At 35.6% G+C, this 19,717-nt stretch carries 12 protein-coding genes; 8 read left to right on the top strand and 4 right to left on the bottom strand.

Features of this window, described 5'->3' with window-relative positions:
* Positions 1-85: 85 nt before the first annotated feature.
* From WCP78_RS04755 to WCP78_RS04745, 3 genes are all read right to left on the bottom strand, one after another.
* Positions 86-2,551, bottom strand: a complete 2,466-nt coding sequence (locus WCP78_RS04755; protein WP_336279359.1) for an SPOR domain-containing protein — start codon at positions 2,549-2,551, stop codon at positions 86-88.
* Positions 2,552-2,676: 125 nt separating this feature from the next.
* Entirely contained in the window at positions 2,677-4,434 is a 1,758-nt protein-coding gene (gene argS / locus WCP78_RS04750) for an arginine--tRNA ligase (RefSeq protein WP_336279358.1), read from the bottom strand.
* A 29-nt stretch (positions 4,435-4,463) separates the two neighbouring features.
* Entirely contained in the window at positions 4,464-5,666 is a 1,203-nt protein-coding gene (locus tag WCP78_RS04745; protein WP_336279357.1) for a deoxyguanosinetriphosphate triphosphohydrolase, read from the bottom strand.
* 89 nt (positions 5,667-5,755) lie between these two features.
* Here WCP78_RS04745 and WCP78_RS04740 point away from each other — a divergent pair, with 89 nt between their 5' ends.
* The 7 genes from WCP78_RS04740 to WCP78_RS04710 all read left to right on the top strand — a co-directional run bounded on the left by WCP78_RS04740 (position 5,756) and on the right by WCP78_RS04710 (position 13,288).
* Entirely contained in the window at positions 5,756-6,079 is a 324-nt protein-coding gene (locus WCP78_RS04740; protein WP_336279356.1) for a HesB/IscA family protein, read from the top strand.
* Between the two features lie 60 nt (positions 6,080-6,139).
* The gene (locus WCP78_RS04735) at positions 6,140-7,111 is read left to right on the top strand and encodes an RgsD C-terminal domain-containing protein (protein WP_336279417.1); all 972 of its coding nucleotides are present in this window, start codon (positions 6,140-6,142) and stop codon (positions 7,109-7,111) included.
* 43 nt (positions 7,112-7,154) lie between these two features.
* Positions 7,155-7,943, top strand: a complete 789-nt coding sequence (locus tag WCP78_RS04730; protein WP_336279355.1) for a cytochrome c biogenesis CcdA family protein — start codon at positions 7,155-7,157, stop codon at positions 7,941-7,943.
* A gap of 15 nt (positions 7,944-7,958) precedes the next feature.
* Positions 7,959-9,308 (top strand): bifunctional UDP-N-acetylglucosamine diphosphorylase/glucosamine-1-phosphate N-acetyltransferase GlmU, encoded by a 1,350-nt coding sequence (glmU, locus tag WCP78_RS04725; RefSeq protein ID WP_336279354.1) that lies wholly within the window; start codon positions 7,959-7,961, stop codon positions 9,306-9,308.
* 156 nt (positions 9,309-9,464) lie between these two features.
* Complete coding sequence (gene glmS, locus WCP78_RS04720) at positions 9,465-11,288, top strand: glutamine--fructose-6-phosphate transaminase (isomerizing) (RefSeq protein WP_336279353.1); 1,824 nt, start codon at positions 9,465-9,467, stop codon at positions 11,286-11,288.
* A 938-nt stretch (positions 11,289-12,226) separates the two neighbouring features.
* Positions 12,227-12,640: a DoxX family protein gene (locus tag WCP78_RS04715; RefSeq protein ID WP_336279352.1), complete on the top strand. Its 414-nt coding sequence runs from the start codon at positions 12,227-12,229 to the stop codon at positions 12,638-12,640.
* A 57-nt stretch (positions 12,641-12,697) separates the two neighbouring features.
* Entirely contained in the window at positions 12,698-13,288 is a 591-nt protein-coding gene (locus WCP78_RS04710) for a nitroreductase family protein (RefSeq protein WP_336279351.1), read from the top strand.
* A 389-nt stretch (positions 13,289-13,677) separates the two neighbouring features.
* Here the strand turns inward: WCP78_RS04710 and recG are convergent, their stop codons facing one another.
* Positions 13,678-15,786, bottom strand: a complete 2,109-nt coding sequence (gene recG, locus WCP78_RS04705) for an ATP-dependent DNA helicase RecG (RefSeq protein WP_336279350.1) — start codon at positions 15,784-15,786, stop codon at positions 13,678-13,680.
* 208 nt (positions 15,787-15,994) lie between these two features.
* Between recG and dnaE the strand changes: the two genes are divergently transcribed.
* On the top strand, positions 15,995-19,483 hold the full coding sequence (gene dnaE, locus WCP78_RS04700; protein ID WP_336279349.1) for a DNA polymerase III subunit alpha: 3,489 nt from the start codon (positions 15,995-15,997) through the stop codon (positions 19,481-19,483).
* Positions 19,484-19,717 lie beyond the last annotated feature (234 nt).

Genomic DNA, 19,717 nt, shown 5'->3' with positions numbered 1-19,717 from the left:
AATTTCTACCCATGGAATTAACTGATAAGTTGATAATGGGCAGAAAGATAAAGAGTTATATTACTAAAAACATTATATTATTTTCCTAGCGTGTTATAAAACAACTTCCTCCAGAGTTTTTTATATCTTCACAAAGGTTTATGGCTTCACTACGATTGTGGGTTTGAATACGAACACGATAATAGGTACCTTTTCCTGGGATAAGAGCAGACTGAATATTTAGAGGACGACTGCCAATAAGATATCCAAATTTGAATTTTATGTTTCTCAAGGAATCTTGAGCCAATGCAGATGTTGGTTGGGATGCTACTTGTACATAGTAACTTTCTGAATCTTGCACTCTTGCTTGGACAGATGGACTAGAATGGGAAGCAACATGTGTTTGTGCCATTGAATTAAATTTTGCAGGTGAAGGAATTGGTATAATTTTAGGGATAGAAGTATTTTGTGCTATTATTTTATCAGTACCATCCATAAGGTTATGTTCTGTTGTTTGGCTATTTTTATCAGAAATTTCTGAAGAAGTAGCATGATCCTCTTGAAGTTGATCTGCACTGAGTTCGTCAACTATCTCAGGACTGTCTGCAGATTCTGTATTTGTATGATTGTCTGAAGAAAGCATAGTTGTACCATCTTTTTTTACAATAACTGTTTGTACTTCTCGAGTTGGAATAGTGTGATTGATAGCTTTCGTTACTGCATCTTCAACATCGGGCTCATCAACAAAAACAGATGAGGTATTTTCGGATTCTTTTTGATTTTGTGATGGTAAATCTTCAAGCGGTTCAGAAGTATCAATAAGAAATGGTTGCGTATTTTTTTGTTCCTCATTCTGCCCTGTTGCTTGTTTATAAATATCTAAATTATCAGCAATGTTATTTTCGTTATCAGTTGCTTCTTGTTTAAATTTAAAAGGCGTATTATCAGCATGGATAATAAGCGAGTTTTTATTTTTTTGTGATGGTATCAAGAAATGAGAATAACCGATAAAGCCAATTGTTATCAAAATAAGAAAAATAACACCTTTTGTAAAAATTTTACTAACGGTAAAAGTTTTTAAAAAAGGGATTGCCGAGGCATTAGAGGAGGGAGCACTTACATTATTATAGGGTGCATTAGGGGCAAAAGAAGAGTAATGCTCTATGTTGTCAGAAGGAAAATAGTTAACGTGTTGCTCTTGGGTGCTTACATATTGATCTGTTTCCGGATTTTGTGCAGTTTGGTGAAAAATTTCGTTAAGGATGTCATCTTGTTGTTGTGAAGGATTTTTTTCTGGAACATTTCCTACATTAAATACATCAGAAAATTCTTCTTTCAGATTATCAATAGGTGTATCATACTCTGGAGCGGTGTACGGAACTTCTGGAACCATGATTGGCCCAGTTTTTTCTACCATTTCTTCTGTGAATCTATAAGTATCAACATTTGGAGGAGGGGTGTTCCTACGAGCATGATTATTCGAAGAAAAATTTTTCGTTTGTGTAGGATTGAAAACTCTCGGTTGGGGTGGTGTATCATTTAAATTGTCTTGATTATATGCAACTTCTGCTTCAATATTGGCATATTGATTTTGGGTATCACCTTTATATTCAGGAATTTTTTCAACATTAATTTCTGGTTCTAAAAAATTTTCTTTGTAAAATTGATTATAATCGGTTGTATGATCTGCGTGTGGAAATCCTTTTACATCAGACAATTGATTGACTTGTGTTGAATTTAAATTATGCGAAAAGTTATCAATTGCTTCATTTTCTGCAGTTTCGCTCTTCTCTGAAGAGTGAATAACAGTGTTTGCATCCGTGGAGGTATTTTGTGTATTGGTATAATATTCTTCTTCCCAGTTTTTTTGATCAACTGGAGTTGTTGCATATGGGTGATTTGAAGGAGTGTTGTAGAGGTTTTGATTGTCATCATAATTTTGATGTATATTGGTATGGGGATTTGATTGTTGCACAGTTTGCTGTGAAAAAGATGTAACCTGCTCATAAGGAGCTGTGGGAGTGGTTGTATCATTATTTTGTACGTTAGATTCATCAAAAAAGAAATTTTCTGACAGCGTATGGGGCTCATTTTTTTCAAAAAATGGATTAACGTGAGGTGGCGCTACCCTATTCTGAGATGGTTGATTTTTCTGAATAGGGAGTGGAGAAAGTGCGTCTAAAATTTCCTCTTCATCGTGATCTATAGGTGAAGAATAATGCTCCTCTTCAGAAAGAAAACTATTTTGTGCTGGAGAATTGAAAGCATCATCAATAGGAGTTGATTTACCGCTTGATGAGTGTAGATCCCACTGTTTGTGTTGATTATCAAATGGTAAATCATCAGCTAAATTGTTTTCAAATTCCGTTTCTAGAAAAGATAAATCAAAACCTTCATCCTGAGATGGGATTTCATGGGGTTGAGGTGTGGATGGGTTAGGCTGTTGAGTGTTGTTCCCACTTTGTTTGTTCGAATTAAAAATTCGCGTAAGCTTTTCTACAGGATTATATAGTTCATTATCCTGTTTTTTTGTTTGTGGGTTTTGTAGATCTTTGCGATCGTTATCGCTCATAATTTTTCTCACGTGACGATTAACAATTTGAATATAATATTAGTTATCATGCTTTATATTGATATGAAAGAATACACTAAAAAATTATAAATAAATTATTCCATTTATGTCTTTGTAAAGCTTTTTTAACGCATTTCTATTGGTGATTCTACTCCAATAATTGTAAGTCCTGATGATAAAATATTCATTATAGCTTGTACTAATCCTAATCTGGCAAATGATAATTCCCTATCATTAGGTTTGATAAAACGTAGGTTGGGGTTATCACTTCCTTTATTCCAATGTGCATGGAAGTTTGAAGCAAGGTCATAGAGATAAAATGCTAACCTATGTGGTTCTTTATGGATGACAGCTTGCTCAATGATGCGTGGATATTCAGCAAGTTTTCGTATTAACGATATCTCACTATCATCTGTTAACCGATGAAGATGTGCAATCATTACATCATTAGAAAAACTTTCAATAAGAAAAGTTTCTTTCGCTTGACGAAAAACTGAATGACAACGTGCATTTGCATATTGCACATAAAAGATAGGATTATCTTTTGACTGCTCTGTCACTTTTGAAAAATCAAAATCAAGAGGTGCTTCACACTTACGGTATAGCATCATAAAACGCACTGGATCACGACCAACTTCTTCTACAACATCACGTAAAGTGATGAATGAACCCGCTCTTTTCGACATCCGCACAGGTTGTCCGTTGCGAAAGAGCTTGACTAATTGACATAAAAATACGCTTAGCTTAGCTTTATCGCCAGCAATTGCTTTTGCCATTGCTTCTAGTCGTTTGACATAGCCAGCATGGTCTGAACCTAAAATATAAATCATTTCATCAAAACGACGATTAAATTTATCACGAAAATAAGCAACATCAGCAGCAAAGTAAGTGTAAGAACCATCAGATTTAATCAAGACACGATCCTGATCATCTCCAACACTAGTTGAGCGGAATAAAGTTTGTTCACTCGGTTCCCAGTCCTCTATGTTTTGTCCTTTTGGTGGTGGTAGTTGACCTTTATAAATATATCCATTTAGAGTGAGATCATTAATAGTTCCACGTATGGCTTGTGCATTATCTGCATACAGTATTTTTTCAGAGAAAAAAATGTCATGATAAATATTGAGAGCAGACAAGTCTTCGCGAATTACAGACATCATTGCATTAATTGCACGTTCTTTCACTATAGATAAAGCTTCATCTTTATCCATAGTAAGTAATTTGTCACCAAATTCTTGAGCGAGCGATTGACCTAATGGTATTAAGTATTCTCCAGGATACAACCCTTCTGGAATTTCGTTAATTTTTTGTCCTAGAGCCTCATGATAGCGCAACAACACAGAACGGGCAAGTACTTCGATTTGTCCACCTGCGTCATTGATGTAATATTCTTTTGTAACATTGTAGCCGACAAATTGTAGCAAATTGGAAAGAACATCCCCAACAACAGCACCTCTACAATGCCCAACATGCATTGGACCTGTAGGATTTGCTGATACAAATTCAACATTGATGCGTTTCCCCTGTCCTATTGAAGTTCGACCATAGGATGTGCCTGATTCAAGCATTGATTTTACTGTATTTTGCCAAAATGATTTTGTGAGCTTGATATTGATAAATCCAGGACCAGCGACATCAATGTTTTCAATGAAAGAATCATTTTTGAAAAATTCTATAATTTTTTCTGCAAGGATACGGGGATTAAGTCCAATGGATTTTGCAAGTACCATAGCAGCATTGGTTGATAAATCTCCGTGTAAAGAATCACGTGGAGGGTCAACAGTGATTTTTGATAAGTCTAAATCTTTTCCATTTTTTTCTTTTATATCAGATAGTTCAAGTGATTTTTTAATTTTTTTTTCGAAATTTTTAAAGACATTCATATCCAATTTCCATAATTTATAAAAATCAATTAAACAAAATTATATGCATGGTCAAATAAACGGTGATGCTCACGTAATGCATAATGGTCGGTCATCCCTGAAAGAAAGTCAGCTATAAGGCGTGCTAATTCTTGTTCTTGATTTATGAGGTGAGTTGTTTTGATACGCCAGTTTTCAGGCATTTCGTCGGGATTTTTATAATAACAATCAAATAAGTTTTGTACAATGCATTTTGCTTCATCACGACGCTTGAGAACTTGAGCATGATAATACAGATTTTCAAACAGAAATTTTTTTAATTCTTTTTCATAATCTTTCATTTTAGGTGAAAATGTAACAATGACCTGTCCTGCTTGATGAACATCATTTACACTGGTTGGTTTGAGGTGCGCTAAATTTTTTTTTGATTGTTGAATAACATCTTCAACCATAGTTGTTATTTGTCTACGTACCAATTCGTAGCCGCATCGAATTTGATCAAGTTGTGGATATTCTTGTTTGATATCTTTTAATAACGACGCGGTCAAAAAAACTTGTTCAAATTGATCAATCGTTAAAAATTGTGAGCGTAAACCATCATCAATATCATGAGCATTATATGCAATATCATCAGAAATAGCAGCACATTGTGCTTCTAGGCTAGAAAAGCAATCAAGCTCAAGATCGTGCTTTTCATTATATTGTAGAATATCGATATGGACATCTTTGTTGTTCGCATAAGAGCCTAAAAGGGGGCCATTATGTTTTACCAGTCCTTCTAGTGTTTCCCACGTAAGGTTAAGTCCATCAAAATTTGCATAACGTTGTTCTAGCTGTGTCACAATGCGTAATGCCTGTGCGTTATGATCAAATCTACCATAATGTTTCATTGCGTCATTTAGCGCATCTTCGCCTGCATGGCCAAAAGGCGTATGTCCAAAGTCATGAACAAGAGCAATGGCTTCGGTAAGATCTTCATCAAGAGATAATGCACGAGCTAATGTTCGTGCAATTTGAGAAACTTCTATCGAATGAGTCAGTCGAGTGCGATAATGATCGCTTTCATTAGCAATAAATACTTGAGTTTTATGTTTAAGACGTCGAAATGCGTTAGAATGAATAATACGATCTCTATCTCGTTGAAAAGGTGATCGGATGGTACTTTCAGCTTCATGGAATAACCTACCCCGACTTGTTTGTGGGTTAGTACTATATATTGCCCGCGATTGGTAATTGATATTGTTTATATCCATTGCAAGTTATCCACTTTTCCCCTAAATTAACCTATTATTATCTTTTGGGGATACCCTTTTTTGACAGTTTAATGCAAGGATATATCAAAATGAGCGTGAATATTTCAGATTTTGCTGCCAAGCGTATTGCCCAGATACTTTTAAGTGAACCAGATAAGATAGGGTTGCGTATTTCTGTTGAAGGTGGGGGATGCTCTGGTTTTTCTTATAAGTATAATTTAGTTTCTGAAAGTGAAGAGGGTGATTTCGTTCTTAAAAAAGATGGAGCAATTGTGTTTATTGATTCAATATCTCTTCCTTTCATGAAAGGAGCTGAAATTGATTTTGTTGATGATTTGATGGGGCAGTCTTTTCAAATTCGGAATCCCAATGCTATCTCCTCATGTGGCTGTGGTGTGAGTTTTTCGATTTAGAATAGGGGTTTTTGGATATTGCTAATTGAAAAGATTATCATTTTAATCAATAATGCAAAAATGGTTGTTATCTTAAAAATATTGTGTCGATCTTTATGGCTATGCGTGATATTTTTTTCATTGATAAAGAGCGATTATGCATTTTCTGAGCAAGGAAAGGGGCTAGATCATAAACAAAAGCGTCCAACAAGTTTTATTTTAAAATCCCAGGATTCTAAAAAAGAGAATTTATATCCTCAAGCTCAGGTGATATTGAACGCTCGATTAACAAACAATGGTGAAAATATTACGAAGGGATTGGTGTGGCGCGTTTATGAACCTACTATAGGGATTGATAATAAATTACCATTGGTAGCAACTTTTGAAGGGGGAAGTGTACGTTTTAATTTAGAACCGGGGAGCTATCTTATTCATGTTTCATTTGGTCATGCAACTGGTGTGCAGCGCATAAATTTAAAAAATGGGCAGAGTCTTATTGAAAATTTTAATCTTAATGCCGGTGGTATTATCTTCGATGCTACACTTCTTAATGGCATCATTAATAAAAAGGAATTACGTTTTACTATATATGAGGATGCCAAGGAAAATGATGAAACTGGTATAGTTTTATCAAACGTTAAACCTCAGTCAATTGTACGTTTAAAAGCTGGCCGTTATCATGTTGTTTCTTATTATGGTTCCATTAACGCTCTTGTTCGTTCAGATATCCAAGTAGATGCCGGGAAAGTTACTGAAGTTAGTCTTGAGCATCAAGCTGCTCAAATTATCTTGAAATTAGTACGTCAGGAAGGAGGAGAAGCACTAGCAGATACAAGCTGGTCTATTACCAATGAGTCTGGTGATATCATTTATGAAACTGTCGGTGCTTATGTTTCGCTTATATTAGTTGAAGGTGAGTATATTGCTATTGCTAAAAATCAAGATCAAATTTACCAAAAGGTTTTTTCGGTGAGTTCTGGTCATGATGAAGATATAAGTGTGGTAGCAAATATGCAAAATATGCAAAAAATTGGTGAATCGACAAATGAATAGCTGTTTGTGAAGATAAGCCGTAATTAAAGATAGGTAGAAAATTTTGATTATAGAAATTTCAACAGTCAGTGTGTTTTTTGCTGGTGCACTCTCTTTTTTATCTCCGTGTGTTTTGCCGTTAGTTCCTCCTTATTTGTGCTATATGGCGGGGATTGGTATTGATGATTTTCATTCAGAAAAAAAGAATGGAAAACTGTCTACGCGCTTTGCGCTTTTATCTTCTGTTATTGCTTTTGTACTTGGTTTTACAACTATTTTTGTTGCTTTGGGTGCCAGTGCGAGCACAATAGGCAGATTTATAGGCTATTACCGCGATTGGTTTGCGGTGGTTGCTGGAATTATCATTATTATTTTTGGTTTGAACTTTTTGGGTTTTTTCAAGATTTCTTTTTTATTTCGTGATGTGCGATTTCAAACGCATAAAACACCTTCTGGACCTTTAGGAGCCTATATTATTGGCCTAGCTTTTGCATTTGGTTGGACACCGTGTATAGGTCCGATTTTGGGACCTATCATAACACTTGCTGGAACAAAAGAAACTGTGGGAGAAGGAGCTGTTCTTCTAGGAGTTTATGCATTAGGTCTTGGGGTACCTTTTGTATTGGCAGCTTTATTTTCGAGCAGCTTTATGAGTTTTTTGAAAGTTTTTAGAATCCATTTAGGAAAAGTTGAAAAAATTATTGGTATTCTTTTAGTGATTACGGGTATTTTATTTTTAACGGGCTCTATGCAGGATTTATCGTTTTGGCTTTTGGAGAATTATCCTTCGTTGAGTAGTGTGGAAACCATTCATTGGCGTGATATTGTGAATTTTTTTGGATTTTCTCGTTAATTTTTATGTGTTGTTATGTCTAGAAACTGTCTTTCTATTGTTCTTGCAGCAGGTGAAGGGACGCGTATGAAGTCGCCTCTTCCTAAGGTGATTCATAAAATTGCTGGGTTGCCACTTGTATGTCACGTTATACAGCAAATAAAATTGGCGGATATTTCACAATTAGCAGTTGTTGTGGGGTTTGGCTCTAAAGATGTTTCTGAAGTTGTTCAGTCATTTGTAAAAAATGCGATGATTTTTGAACAAAAAGAACGTTTAGGAACTGCTCATGCTGTTTTATCTGCTCAACTAGCTTTTCAAAAAGAGATAGATGATATTCTCATTGTTTTTGGTGATACTCCTTTGATTGAGAAAGATTCATTACTAAAAATTCGTGGACAGCTTGCAGTTGGAGCGGATATTGTCGTTGCCGGTTTTCACGCTCCAGATCCAACGGGTTATGGACGCCTTATTGAGAAAAATGGTAAGCTTATTGCAATTGTAGAAGAAAAAGATGCAAATGATGAAGAAAAAAAGATTTCTTTTTGTAATGGTGGGATACTTGCTATTAACGGAAAACATGCTCTTTCTTTGTTAAAGAAGATTGATAATAATAATTTAAAGCAGGAATATTATCTAACAGATGTTGTTGCTATTGCATTGCATGAAGGATTGGATATCCGAATTGTTGAAGTACCTTTTGATAATATCATCGGAATTAATAATTGTTTTGAGCTTTTCCAGGCTGATGCTATTTGGCAAAAGCGTAAAGCGCGTGATTTAATGTTGTCTGGCGTTACAATACTTAAACCAGAAAGTGTTTATTTTTCTTATGATACAGAAATTGAGCCAGGGGTAGTAATCGAGCCAAATGTTTATTTTGGGATGGGAGTAAAAGTAAAATCTGGTGCAATTATTCACGCGTTTAGTTACTTAGAAGGAACTGTGATTGGTGAGGATGCGCAGGTCGGACCTTACGCGCGTTTGCGCCCTGGAACAAAGCTGGCGCGATCAGTAAAGATTGGAAATTTTTGTGAAGTCAAAAAAGCTGAAATTGGAGAATCTTCTAAAATTAATCATTTAAGTTATATTGGCGATGCAGAAATTGGTGCACACACTAATATTGGAGCTGGTACTATCACTTGCAATTATGATGGTTTTCACAAACATAAAATTATGATCGGTGATAATGCTTTTATTGGATCCAATTCATCACTTGTCTCTCCATTAATTATAGGAAGCGGTTCCTATATTGCTTCAGGAAGTGTTATTACTGAAGATGTTCCTGTGAATGGTATGGCTTTGGGGCGTGCAAGACAAGTGATAAAACAAGATTATGTAATAAAATTGCGCGCGCGTTTATCAGCAAATAAACAGGAAAATTGAAATTTTAATCTATTTTTTTGCTTTATAACTTAACAATTGTGTAGAAGGCTTATTCATAAATATTGCTGTACTGCAGCGTATTGCGTGTTTGATTTATGTAATGACTCGAAATTTGGATAAATGCAAAAAATTTGGGATGTAAGGTGGAGCTTTTAAATGTGTGGAATTATTGGAATTCTTGGAAATAGTTGTGTTACATCCTCTTTGGTTGATGGTTTGAAGCGTCTTGAGTACAGAGGATATGATTCAGCTGGCGTAGCAACATTGCATAATGGGCGTCTTTATCGTATGCGAGCTGAAGGGAAGCTTGTTCATTTAGAAAACAAATTGAAAAAAGCGCCTTTAGAGGGAAGGTTAGGGATTGGACATACACGTTGGGCTACTCACGGGACTGCTGTGGAACGGAATGCTCATCCTCATGTAACTGAACGACTTGCCATTGTTCATAATGGTATTATTGAAAACTTTTTAGAATTACAAAGAGAGCTCATTGAGGACGGTTATATTTTTGAAACAGAGACCGATACAGAAGTTATTGCTCATTTAATTACGCGCGCATTAAAAAGTGGTCTTTCTCCACAGGAGGCAGTACGTACAAGTTGGAAAAGGTTGAAAGGAGCCTTTGCTGTTGCTCTGATTTTTGAAGGTGAAGATAATCTTATGATTGCTGCTTGTTCTGGTCCACCTTTAGCTATTGGTTATGGAAGAGATGAATTTTTTGTTGGATCGGATGCAATTGCTTTGGCACCATTTGTAGATCGCATTAGTTATATGGAAGATGGAGATTGGGCTGTTCTCACACGAGAAGGGGTAGTAATTTATGATGCGGAAAATCAAGTGGTGAAGCGTCCTATTGTCCCCTTATTTGAGGAAACTTTACTGGTTTCTAAGGGTAATCATTGCCATTTTATGCACAAAGAGATGTTTGAACAACCTGAAGTTATCTCTCATAATTTGGCGCATTATCTTGATTTTGGAGGTTATACAATTCGCTCATTTGAAAATTTTATTGATTGGAAACAAATTAATAGAATATTGTTCGCGAGCTGTGGAACTGCTTATTATTCAACTTTAGTTGCACGCTATTGGTTTGAAAGTTTTGCTGCTTTAAGCGTGGATAACGATGTAGCTTCAGAATTTCGGTATCGTGAGCCACCTATAACGCCTGGTATATTACCTGTATTCGTTTCTCAATCTGGTGAAACAGCGGATACATTGGCGTCGTTACGTTATTGTCACAAGCATGGTATAAAAACAGCAGCAGTTGTGAATGTTGAGCAATCAACAATGGCAAGAGAGGCTAATTTTGTTTTACCAACATTAGCAGGCCCAGAAATTGGTGTTGCTTCAACAAAGGCCTTTACCTGTCAATTGGCAACGCTTGCTGTAATGGCGCTTAGTGCTGCTAAGCAACGTGGATATCTTTCAGAGAAGGAGGAAAATAAATTTGTTCAGCAATTGGCAGAAACTCCGAGGATTTTAAATGAGGTTTTAAAGCTAGATGACAAAATTGGACATATTTGTCATGATTTAGTGAACGTAAAGGGTGTTCTTTATCTTGGACGGGGAACTTCTTATCCTATTGCTTTAGAAGGAGCACTTAAATTGAAAGAGCTCTCTTATATTCATGCTGAAGGTTATGCGGCAGGCGAGTTGAAACATGGACCAATTGCACTAGTGGATAAGACAATACCAGTTATTGTTGTTGCACCTTATGATAGGTGGTTTGAAAAGACTTTTTCTAACATGCAAGAAGTCGCAGCTCGCAATGGGCGTATTATTTTGATAACTGATAAAAAGGGGGCAGAAGTAGCTCATCTTGATACATTGTCAACCATTATCTTGCCAGATGTTCCGGAATTTATTGCACCCATTATTTATGCTTTACCTATTCAATTAATCGCTTATCATACAGCTATTTTATTGGGAACTGACGTTGATCAACCTCGTAACTTAGCAAAATCAGTTACTGTTGAGTAAAAAATGATTTTATGTCTTTAGTTCTATAAGATATGGGATTAGTAAGGATTGACATTTTTAAGTTTAAGCGAATTGAAAATGGGTATGGTTCTGAGGCTAAGGAAAAGACTATTAACCATTAGAATTTAAAGAGTTTTCTTTATTAAAAATTATTTGCACTATATTTTCTCTTTTGAAGTCCGGTGTATACATTTTTAGACTATATTCTGAAATGGATTTGAAGGTTGTGGGATGTTAAATATACTCATCCTATGAAGTTCATATTGATTTTAATGAATCTCTTCGTGAATAATAACTGCTGTTTGAAGTTTTTCTGGCTGTATTTCAGAATCTGTTTCAGTTTTATGATATATTACCCTTATTGAAACTATGCTGGATAAAATACTGAAACTTATGAGTGAGCTTTATGTACATGATTGATGTTAGGCACATTATGGGAAAAGTCATTGCTATTATGGGTTTTGGAAAATAAGTGTAAATTTGGAATGTTTTAATTTGAGGGGGGATCCTCAGGTTTTTGTGATGTATTTATTCTAACCTTTGCGGGTTATACAGAGCACAGTCCTTGTATGATTGTGATGATTGGAGGATTAGTTTCATTTTCGGGCTGAAATTTTTAAGAGTGGATACAATTTTATCGGTTCACTATTTTAGGATGAGTGAAAATCTTCATTGACAGTATATATTTATAGTTTTGTCAACTATATATGTTGAAATATAATAGTAAATTTATAAAAATTAAATATTTTTATGATATATAATATTATTATGTAGTTAGTAATATATTTTATTAATATAATAATAGTAGTATTATTAAAATTTATTACTTTAAATAGTTTTGTTATGTGACGTTAATTCATATAATTAGTATTTTTTGTTGAATACATGTGAAATAAATTTACAATGAGGCGTTTAATGAATAGGAATGTGAGTGTAACATGAAAAAACTTTCTTTTGGAAAATATGAAGATCTAGTCCTTTTAATTATAAGAGTTATATTTGTAATTTTATTTTTAATATCAGGGTGGGGTAAATTAACTGCTTTTCAGGGTACAGTTAATTATATGTCGCATGTAGGAGCACCTTTTCCCATGATTGCAGCTATTATAGCCATAATTGTCGAAATAGGTTTCAGCATTGCAGTTATTTTGGGTTACTATATAAGGCCGGTGTCATTAATTTTCACATTATTCACTATTGGAACTGGTATTTTAGGACATCCATATTGGCATATGAGTGGCTTAGAAGCGCATGATGCACTGTTACAGTTTTATAAAAATATCAGTATAGCGTGCGGTTTTGTATTGTTGTTTATTACTGGTTCAGGAAATTATTCTTTAAATAATAAGTAGTTATTTGATTACGTTTTATTATTTTATTTTAAGAATATTCGGGATTGTGATGTGTCAATGTTTCAGGATATTGCAAAAAAGCGTAGAACTATATATTCATTAGGTAAAAATTTACCGATATCGCAAGATGAGGCTATTGAAACTATTAAGGAAGCTGTAAAACAAGCTCCCTCTGCGTTTAATTCTCAAAGTTCAAGAGTTCTTATTTTGTTTGATGGGCACCACGATCATTTTTGGAAACTGACTGGTGAAAAATTAAAGAAGACTGTTTCTGAAGACAGACTTCAGTCTATAGCTGAAAAGGTAAGTGGCTTTGCAGCTGCAGCAGGATCAGTTCTTTTCTTTGAAGACCAGAATGTTGTTCATTCCCTTCAAGAGCAGTTTGCTGCATATGCTGATAATTTTCCTATTTGGTCAGAACATAGTTCTGCTATTGCACAGTATGCGGTATGGGTTGCTTTATCTGAAAAAGGAGTGGGAGCTAATTTACAGCATTATAATCCAGTAATTGATTCTGATGTGCGTGAAATATGGAATATACCTTCATCATGGAAATTAAGAGCTCACATGAATTTTGGTTCTATTGAGGCTCCTGCGAATGATAAGTCGTATATTCCTGATGAAGAGCGTTTCATTATTGCTAGATAACAAAATTTCTAGCTAGCAAAAAAATATTAATGAAACTAAAAAGGCTCGTTCAGAGCCTTTTTAGTCTTTAATTGAATCAGCAGTTTTATATAAGTCCTCTTATATTATCATTGTCGAAAGATGATGTTTTGTTGGTTACCCGTAAGTGTTTTTGAAAAAGTAGTGTAACTCTCCTTGATTGTCTGGCTTAGTGGTTAGCCAAAATTGAGTACTACGCTAGGGTTTTACAAAATCAGTGTTGTGATTTTTTATAATATTAAATGCTTTCTGTGGGGCGTTTTTGTTTGTAGGTACCTTTTACATATCTAGTATCTGATGAAAATAATTAAAGAAATATATAAAACGTGTTGATAAGATATGTAAAAGCTCATTAGAAGTGCTGTTTATTTTTAGCCTGCGCGTAATAGCCGTATGGCATCATCTCGCCTGAAAAGATCGAGTAGCAAACGTAAAGCTTGTCCTTGTTTAGACGAAAAATCAGCGTCACGTTGTAAAAATAAACGTGCATTTTTTCTTGCCATTAATAAAAGGTCATTATGGACTGCAAGGTTTGCTATGCGAAAATCAGGTACGCCAGATTGTCGGACTCCTAAAAGTTCTCCTTCTCCTCGTAACCGCCAGTCTTCTTCAGCAATTTTAAAACCATCTTCTGTATTTCGTATAATATCAAGGCGTGCTGCAGCCATTTTTGTTAGTGGATCTTTGTACAACAAAACACAGGAAGATTTTTTTTCTCCTCGTCCGACGCGTCCACGCAATTGATGTAGTTGTGAAAGGCCAAAATGTTCCGCATGTTCGATGATAATGATCGAAGCATCTGGGATATCAACTCCTACTTCAATGACTGTGGTTGCAACTAAAATACATATTTCTCCGTATTTAAAAGATGTCATTGCTGCTTCTTTCTCATCGGTCGACATTTTCCCATGTATCATACCAACATGTGTACCAAATCGTTCACGAAGAGTATTAAAACGATTTTCAATTGAAGTAAGTTCAAGAGTTGTAGATTCTTCTACTAAAGGACAAATCCAATAGAGTTTTTCTTTTTTTTCAACTGCAACCGCAATGCGTTCTATAAGTTCATTAATACGTTTTAGAGAAAGTGTTGCTGTTGTGATCGGTTGTCGTCCAATTGGTTTTTCTGTAATTTTGGAAACATCCATATCACCAAAAGCTGTTAAGACCAATGTCCGTGGGATAGGGGTTGCAGTCATCACCAGCATATCAGCTTTATGCCCTTTTGCTGTAAGGGCAAGGCGCTGCTGCACACCAAAACGGTGTTGTTCATCAATAATGGCTAATGCGAGGTTATTGTAGGTAATATTATTTTGTATTAGTGCATGGGTACCAATGATAATAGAGGTTTGGCCTGATAAGATATCCTTTAGAATATTTGTGCGCAATTTCCCTTTTTCTCGTCCAGTTAAAATAGCTGTTTGTAATCCAATTTTTTCGGCAAGAGGGGCAATTGTAGCAAAATGCTGTCGGGCAAGAACTTCCGTTGGTGCCATTAAAGCAGACTGGCCTGAATTTTCAGCAATTTGTGCTATTGCCATCAGTGCTACTACAGTTTTTCCTGCCCCTACGTCACCTTGAAGAAGTCTTAACATAGGCTCTGGTGCCGCAAGATCATTGGCAATATCTTGTATTGCTTTTGTTTGTCCATTTGTAAGTTGAAAGGGTAAAACTTTCAGCAGTTTTTGAGTATACGTCCCTGTTGATGGGCGAGAAATCCCTGTAAGAGATTTGGTTTTTAAACGCATTAGACCGAGAGCTAATTGACAAGATAGTAATTCATCATAGGCTAAACGTCTGCGTGCTGCGCTCTCTAAAGCTATATCGTCAGGATCTATGGGATCATGGATGCGGCGTAAAGCAACAGGAAAAGAAGAGAAATTGTGTTGCTTTTTAACACTTTCCTCTATCCATTCAGGTAAGAGAGGAATATATTCAAGAGCATTTTGTATTGTACGCCTTAGCGTTTTTGTTGATAGTCCAGCAGTAGAGGGATAAATGGGTTCAATCAATGGCATTTGATTTGATTTTTCGCTTGGTACGATATGATCAGGATGTACCATTGAAAGTTGTCCGTTAAATCGCTCAACTTTACCTGATACGATGACTTTTTTTCCCTCTGGTAGTTGTTTTTTTAACCAAGGACGTTGGGCATGAAAAAATACTAAATTTATTTTTCCCGTTTGATCATGAGCGATAACGCTATAAGGCAGCCTATTACGGCCAGTTGGTGGAGGCTGATGATAATCGATAACAATCTCAAGCGTAACAGTATTTCCTTCCTGTGCGAAAGCAATACCGGAACACATTCTGCGATCTATAACAGAATGGGGCATTAAATGAAGAAGATCAATAACAGTTGGTTCACGTTGTGTAAGATTAATGTTTAGAACTTTAGCTAGTAGGGCACATATTTTAGGGCTAATTCCTGATAAGGCGCGAATAGAGGTAAAAAGAGGACTAATAAGATTTGAGTTCATAAGAAAGTTTAGCCTACTTTTTTGTTAGTTTATTTACCGTAATTATAGGGACTTTTTTTATGGAAGTCTAATATAGAAACTAAAACCTTCTGTATATGTGGAAGCTGAATTGGTAAATTAAATATGATGAGTTTAAATGCCCTCTATTATATTATAGGATGGATAAAAGCTGTAATTTGGCATTTATGTTTGGTGGGAAATTGTGAAAGTGTTAGAAAGTAAAAGCAAAATAAAAAATGACAAAAATTCTTTGCCTCGTTTTATCCATTTGAGGGTGCATTCAGCGTATTCATTGCTTGAAGGAGCTTTAAAAATCCCACAAATTATTCAACACACAATTTCTGATCATATGCCAGCGGTTGCTATTACAGATACAAATAATTTGTTTGGTGCTTTGGAGTTTTCGCAGCATTGCTTTTCTCATGGTATTCAACCAATTATAGGTTGCCAGCTTGCAATTGATTTCGGCGATAAAGAAAATAATAGACATTTACTTTATGAGCGCCATCCTTCTGATTTTTTCTCCATTGTTTTATTGGCAGCGAGTGAGATAGGTTATGCTCATTTAGTTCGTCTTGTCAGCCGTGCTTATCTTGATAAACGTGATATTGATCTTCCTCATATTAGGGCAGATTTGCTTTCGTCGCATAGTGAAGGAATTATTGCGTTGACGGGTGGTAGAGGAGGGCCTATTAATTTTTTTTTGGCAGAAGGTAAAAAAGACCATGCTGTTAAGAACTTAATTTATTTAAAAAAAATTTTTGGTGATCGGCTTTATGTGGAATTACAACGACATGGCTCTTATGATCGAAAAATAGAATCTGAGCTGATTGATTTGGCTTATGCACATGAAATTCCCCTTGTTGCTACTAATGAAGCTTTTTTTCTGAATAAGGATGGATATGAAGCGCATGATGTGTTGATGGCGGTTGCAGAAGGACAAATTGCTTCTAACCCGGATCGTAAACGTGTGACACCAGATCATTATTTAAAATCACAAGATGAAATGGTTTCATTATTTTCTGATTTGCCAGAAGCGCTAGAAAATAGCGTTGAAATTGCATTACGTTGTCATACTGCAACGCCAATTCGAAAACCGATTTTGCCTCGTTTTATAGAGCAATCTGATAATTTAGACATTACTTTAGAAGCAGAGGATAACGAATTATTACATCAAGCTAAAGCTGGTTTAAAAGTTCGTCTTGAGACAATTGGATTGGCAGAAGGATATACGATTGTAGATTACGAGAAACGGCTTGATTATGAAGTTTCAATTATTAAACGTATGAAATTTTCTGGTTATTTTCTTATTGTTTCTGATTTTATAAAATGGGCAAAAAGCCATGATATTCCTGTTGGTCCAGGGCGTGGATCGGGCGCTGGTTCACTTGTTGCTTATGCATTGACTATCACTGATATTGATCCATTACGCTTTTCTCTTCTATTTGAACGCTTCCTCAATCCAGATCGTGTTTCTATGCCAGATTTTGATATCGACTTTTGTCAGGAGAGGCGAGAAGAAGTTATTCATTATGTTCAAAAAAAATATGGCTATGATCAAGTAGCTCAAATTATTACGTTCGGTAAATTACAAGCACGTGCAGTGTTACGTGATGTTGGGCGTGTTTTAGAGGTACCTTATCGTCAAGTGGATTATCTTACAAAATTGGTTCCTGCTACGCCTGGGGTACAAGTTGAATTGGCTGATGCCATCAAGGGTGAACCAAAATTTGAAGAAGAAAAGAAAAAGGATCCTGTTATTGGACGCACATTAGATATAGCGCTTCAGTTGGAAGGGCTTTACCGTCATGCATCAACTCATGCTGCAGGAATTGTTATCGGTGATCGTTCGTTATCAGAGCTTGTCCCGATGTATCGTGATACTCATTCTGATATGCCTATTACGCAATTTAACATGAAATATGTTGAACAGGCTGGTCTGGTAAAGTTTGATTTTCTTGGGTTGAAAACACTTACTGTTTTAAAAATGGCGGTAAATTTTGTCGCACGAAAGGGTATCAAAATAAATTTGTCGCATATCCCTCTGGATGATGAAGCTGCTTATACCATGATGGCACGTGGTGAAACGGTTGGCGTATTTCAAGTGGAAAGTTCTGGTATGCGTAAAGCATTGATTGGGATGGTACCAGACAGAATCGAGGATATTATTGCACTTCTTGCACTTTATCGTCCAGGTCCGATGGAGAATATTCCAACGTACAATGCACGCAAACATGGGGAAGAAGAAATAGCTTCTATCCATCCTAAAATAGATCATCTAATTCGAGAGACACAAGGTGTAATTGTGTATCAAGAACAGGTTATGCAAATTGCTCAGGTGCTTTCTGGTTATTCACTGGGAGAGGCGGATTTATTGCGTCGAGCAATGGGGAAAAAAATTCATAAAGAAATGCAACAGCAGCGTACGCGCTTTGTGGAGGGAGCTGTTTCTGGTGGTGTTGATAAAGATCAGGCTAATATGATCTTTGATCTGTTAGCGAAGTTTGCAGATTATGGTTTTAATAAGTCTCATGCTGCTGCTTATGCAATTGTTTCTTATCAAACTGCTTATATGAAAGCACATTATCCGGTTGAATTTTTAGCTGCTTCGATGACATATGATATGACGAATACGGATAAATTGAATGATTTTCGGCGGGAGGCTTTGAGGTTAGGCATTAAAATTGTTGCACCTTGCGTGCAAACATCACATCGCGTTTTTGAGGTTGGTGAACATTGTATTTATTATTCTCTTTCTGCAATTAAGGGTGTAGGGGAATCAGTTGTTGATCATATCGTCGCTTGCCGTGGAGATAAGATTTTTAAGGATATAGAAGATTTTTGTGAGCGGATTGATCCTCGTATTGTCAATAAGCGTGCAATGGAAAGCTTGATTTGTGCTGGCGCTCTTGATTGTTTTAACATTGCACGTGAAGTTTTATTACAAAATATTGGAACTCTTCATGCGCGTTCACTTCGTATTATAGAGAACAATTTTAGTGGACAGACTGATATATTTGGGGTAACGGGTGGACTAAAGGAACCTTTGATTTTATTAGAAGCGGATCCTTGGTTACCATCTGAGAAGCTTTATCGAGAATTTCAAGTAATAGGTTTTTATTTTTCTGCTCACCCTTTAGATGAATATCAAGATATTCTTGCAAAAAAAGGTATCCAGACTTTTGTTAATTTTTCCAATGACATAAAAGTAGAAGCAACTACTGTTCGGCTTGCTGGAACTGTTGTAGCAAAGCAAATTCGTAAAACAAAATCTGGTAAGAAAATGGGGATTATTCAGTTATCTGATACAAGTGGGCAATATGAAACGGTTATTTTTTCTGAGGAGCTTTCGCTCTATGAAGATATGTTAGAGCCTGGAAAATCTTTTATAGTTACGGTGAGTGCAGAAAATCGCTCTGAGGGACTGCGTTTGCAACTTGAAAGTGTCCAATCCTTGGAAAAAGAGGCATCGCAGTTTTATAAAATGATGTGTCTTTTTATAAAAACAGCCGATATCCTTCCGCAAATTGAAAAAAATTTAAATCCTAATGGTAATGGAAAGGTCAAGATTATTTTAATTCAAGAAGGTGGATTACAAGAAGTAGAAATTATGCTTTCCAAGAGATACAAGATCAATTTACACGTGGCAAATGCTATGAAAATGATTCATGGTGTTGTCGATGTGGAGTTAACTTAAATTTGTACTTATGCAGTTGAAGTAAGCATTTTTAAAATAAAACCTTCCATTTATTAAAGGACTTAAATATTAGAGTCTTTAATATTTTGTTTTGAATATAATATTGTAAATTTTTGAATTTGGAAAACTTTTCTTTTATTTGAAATAAATGATGATAATGGATTCTTAATGTAGAAAAGTTTTTAAATTATCCTATTCTAGATATGAAGACTCAAGGTGATTAAATATTTAAAT

This window comes from Bartonella occidentalis, assembly GCF_037070875.1.
Taxonomy (GTDB): Bacteria; Pseudomonadota; Alphaproteobacteria; order Rhizobiales; family Rhizobiaceae; genus Bartonella.
This window is presented reverse-complemented; position numbering and strand designations above follow the sequence as displayed.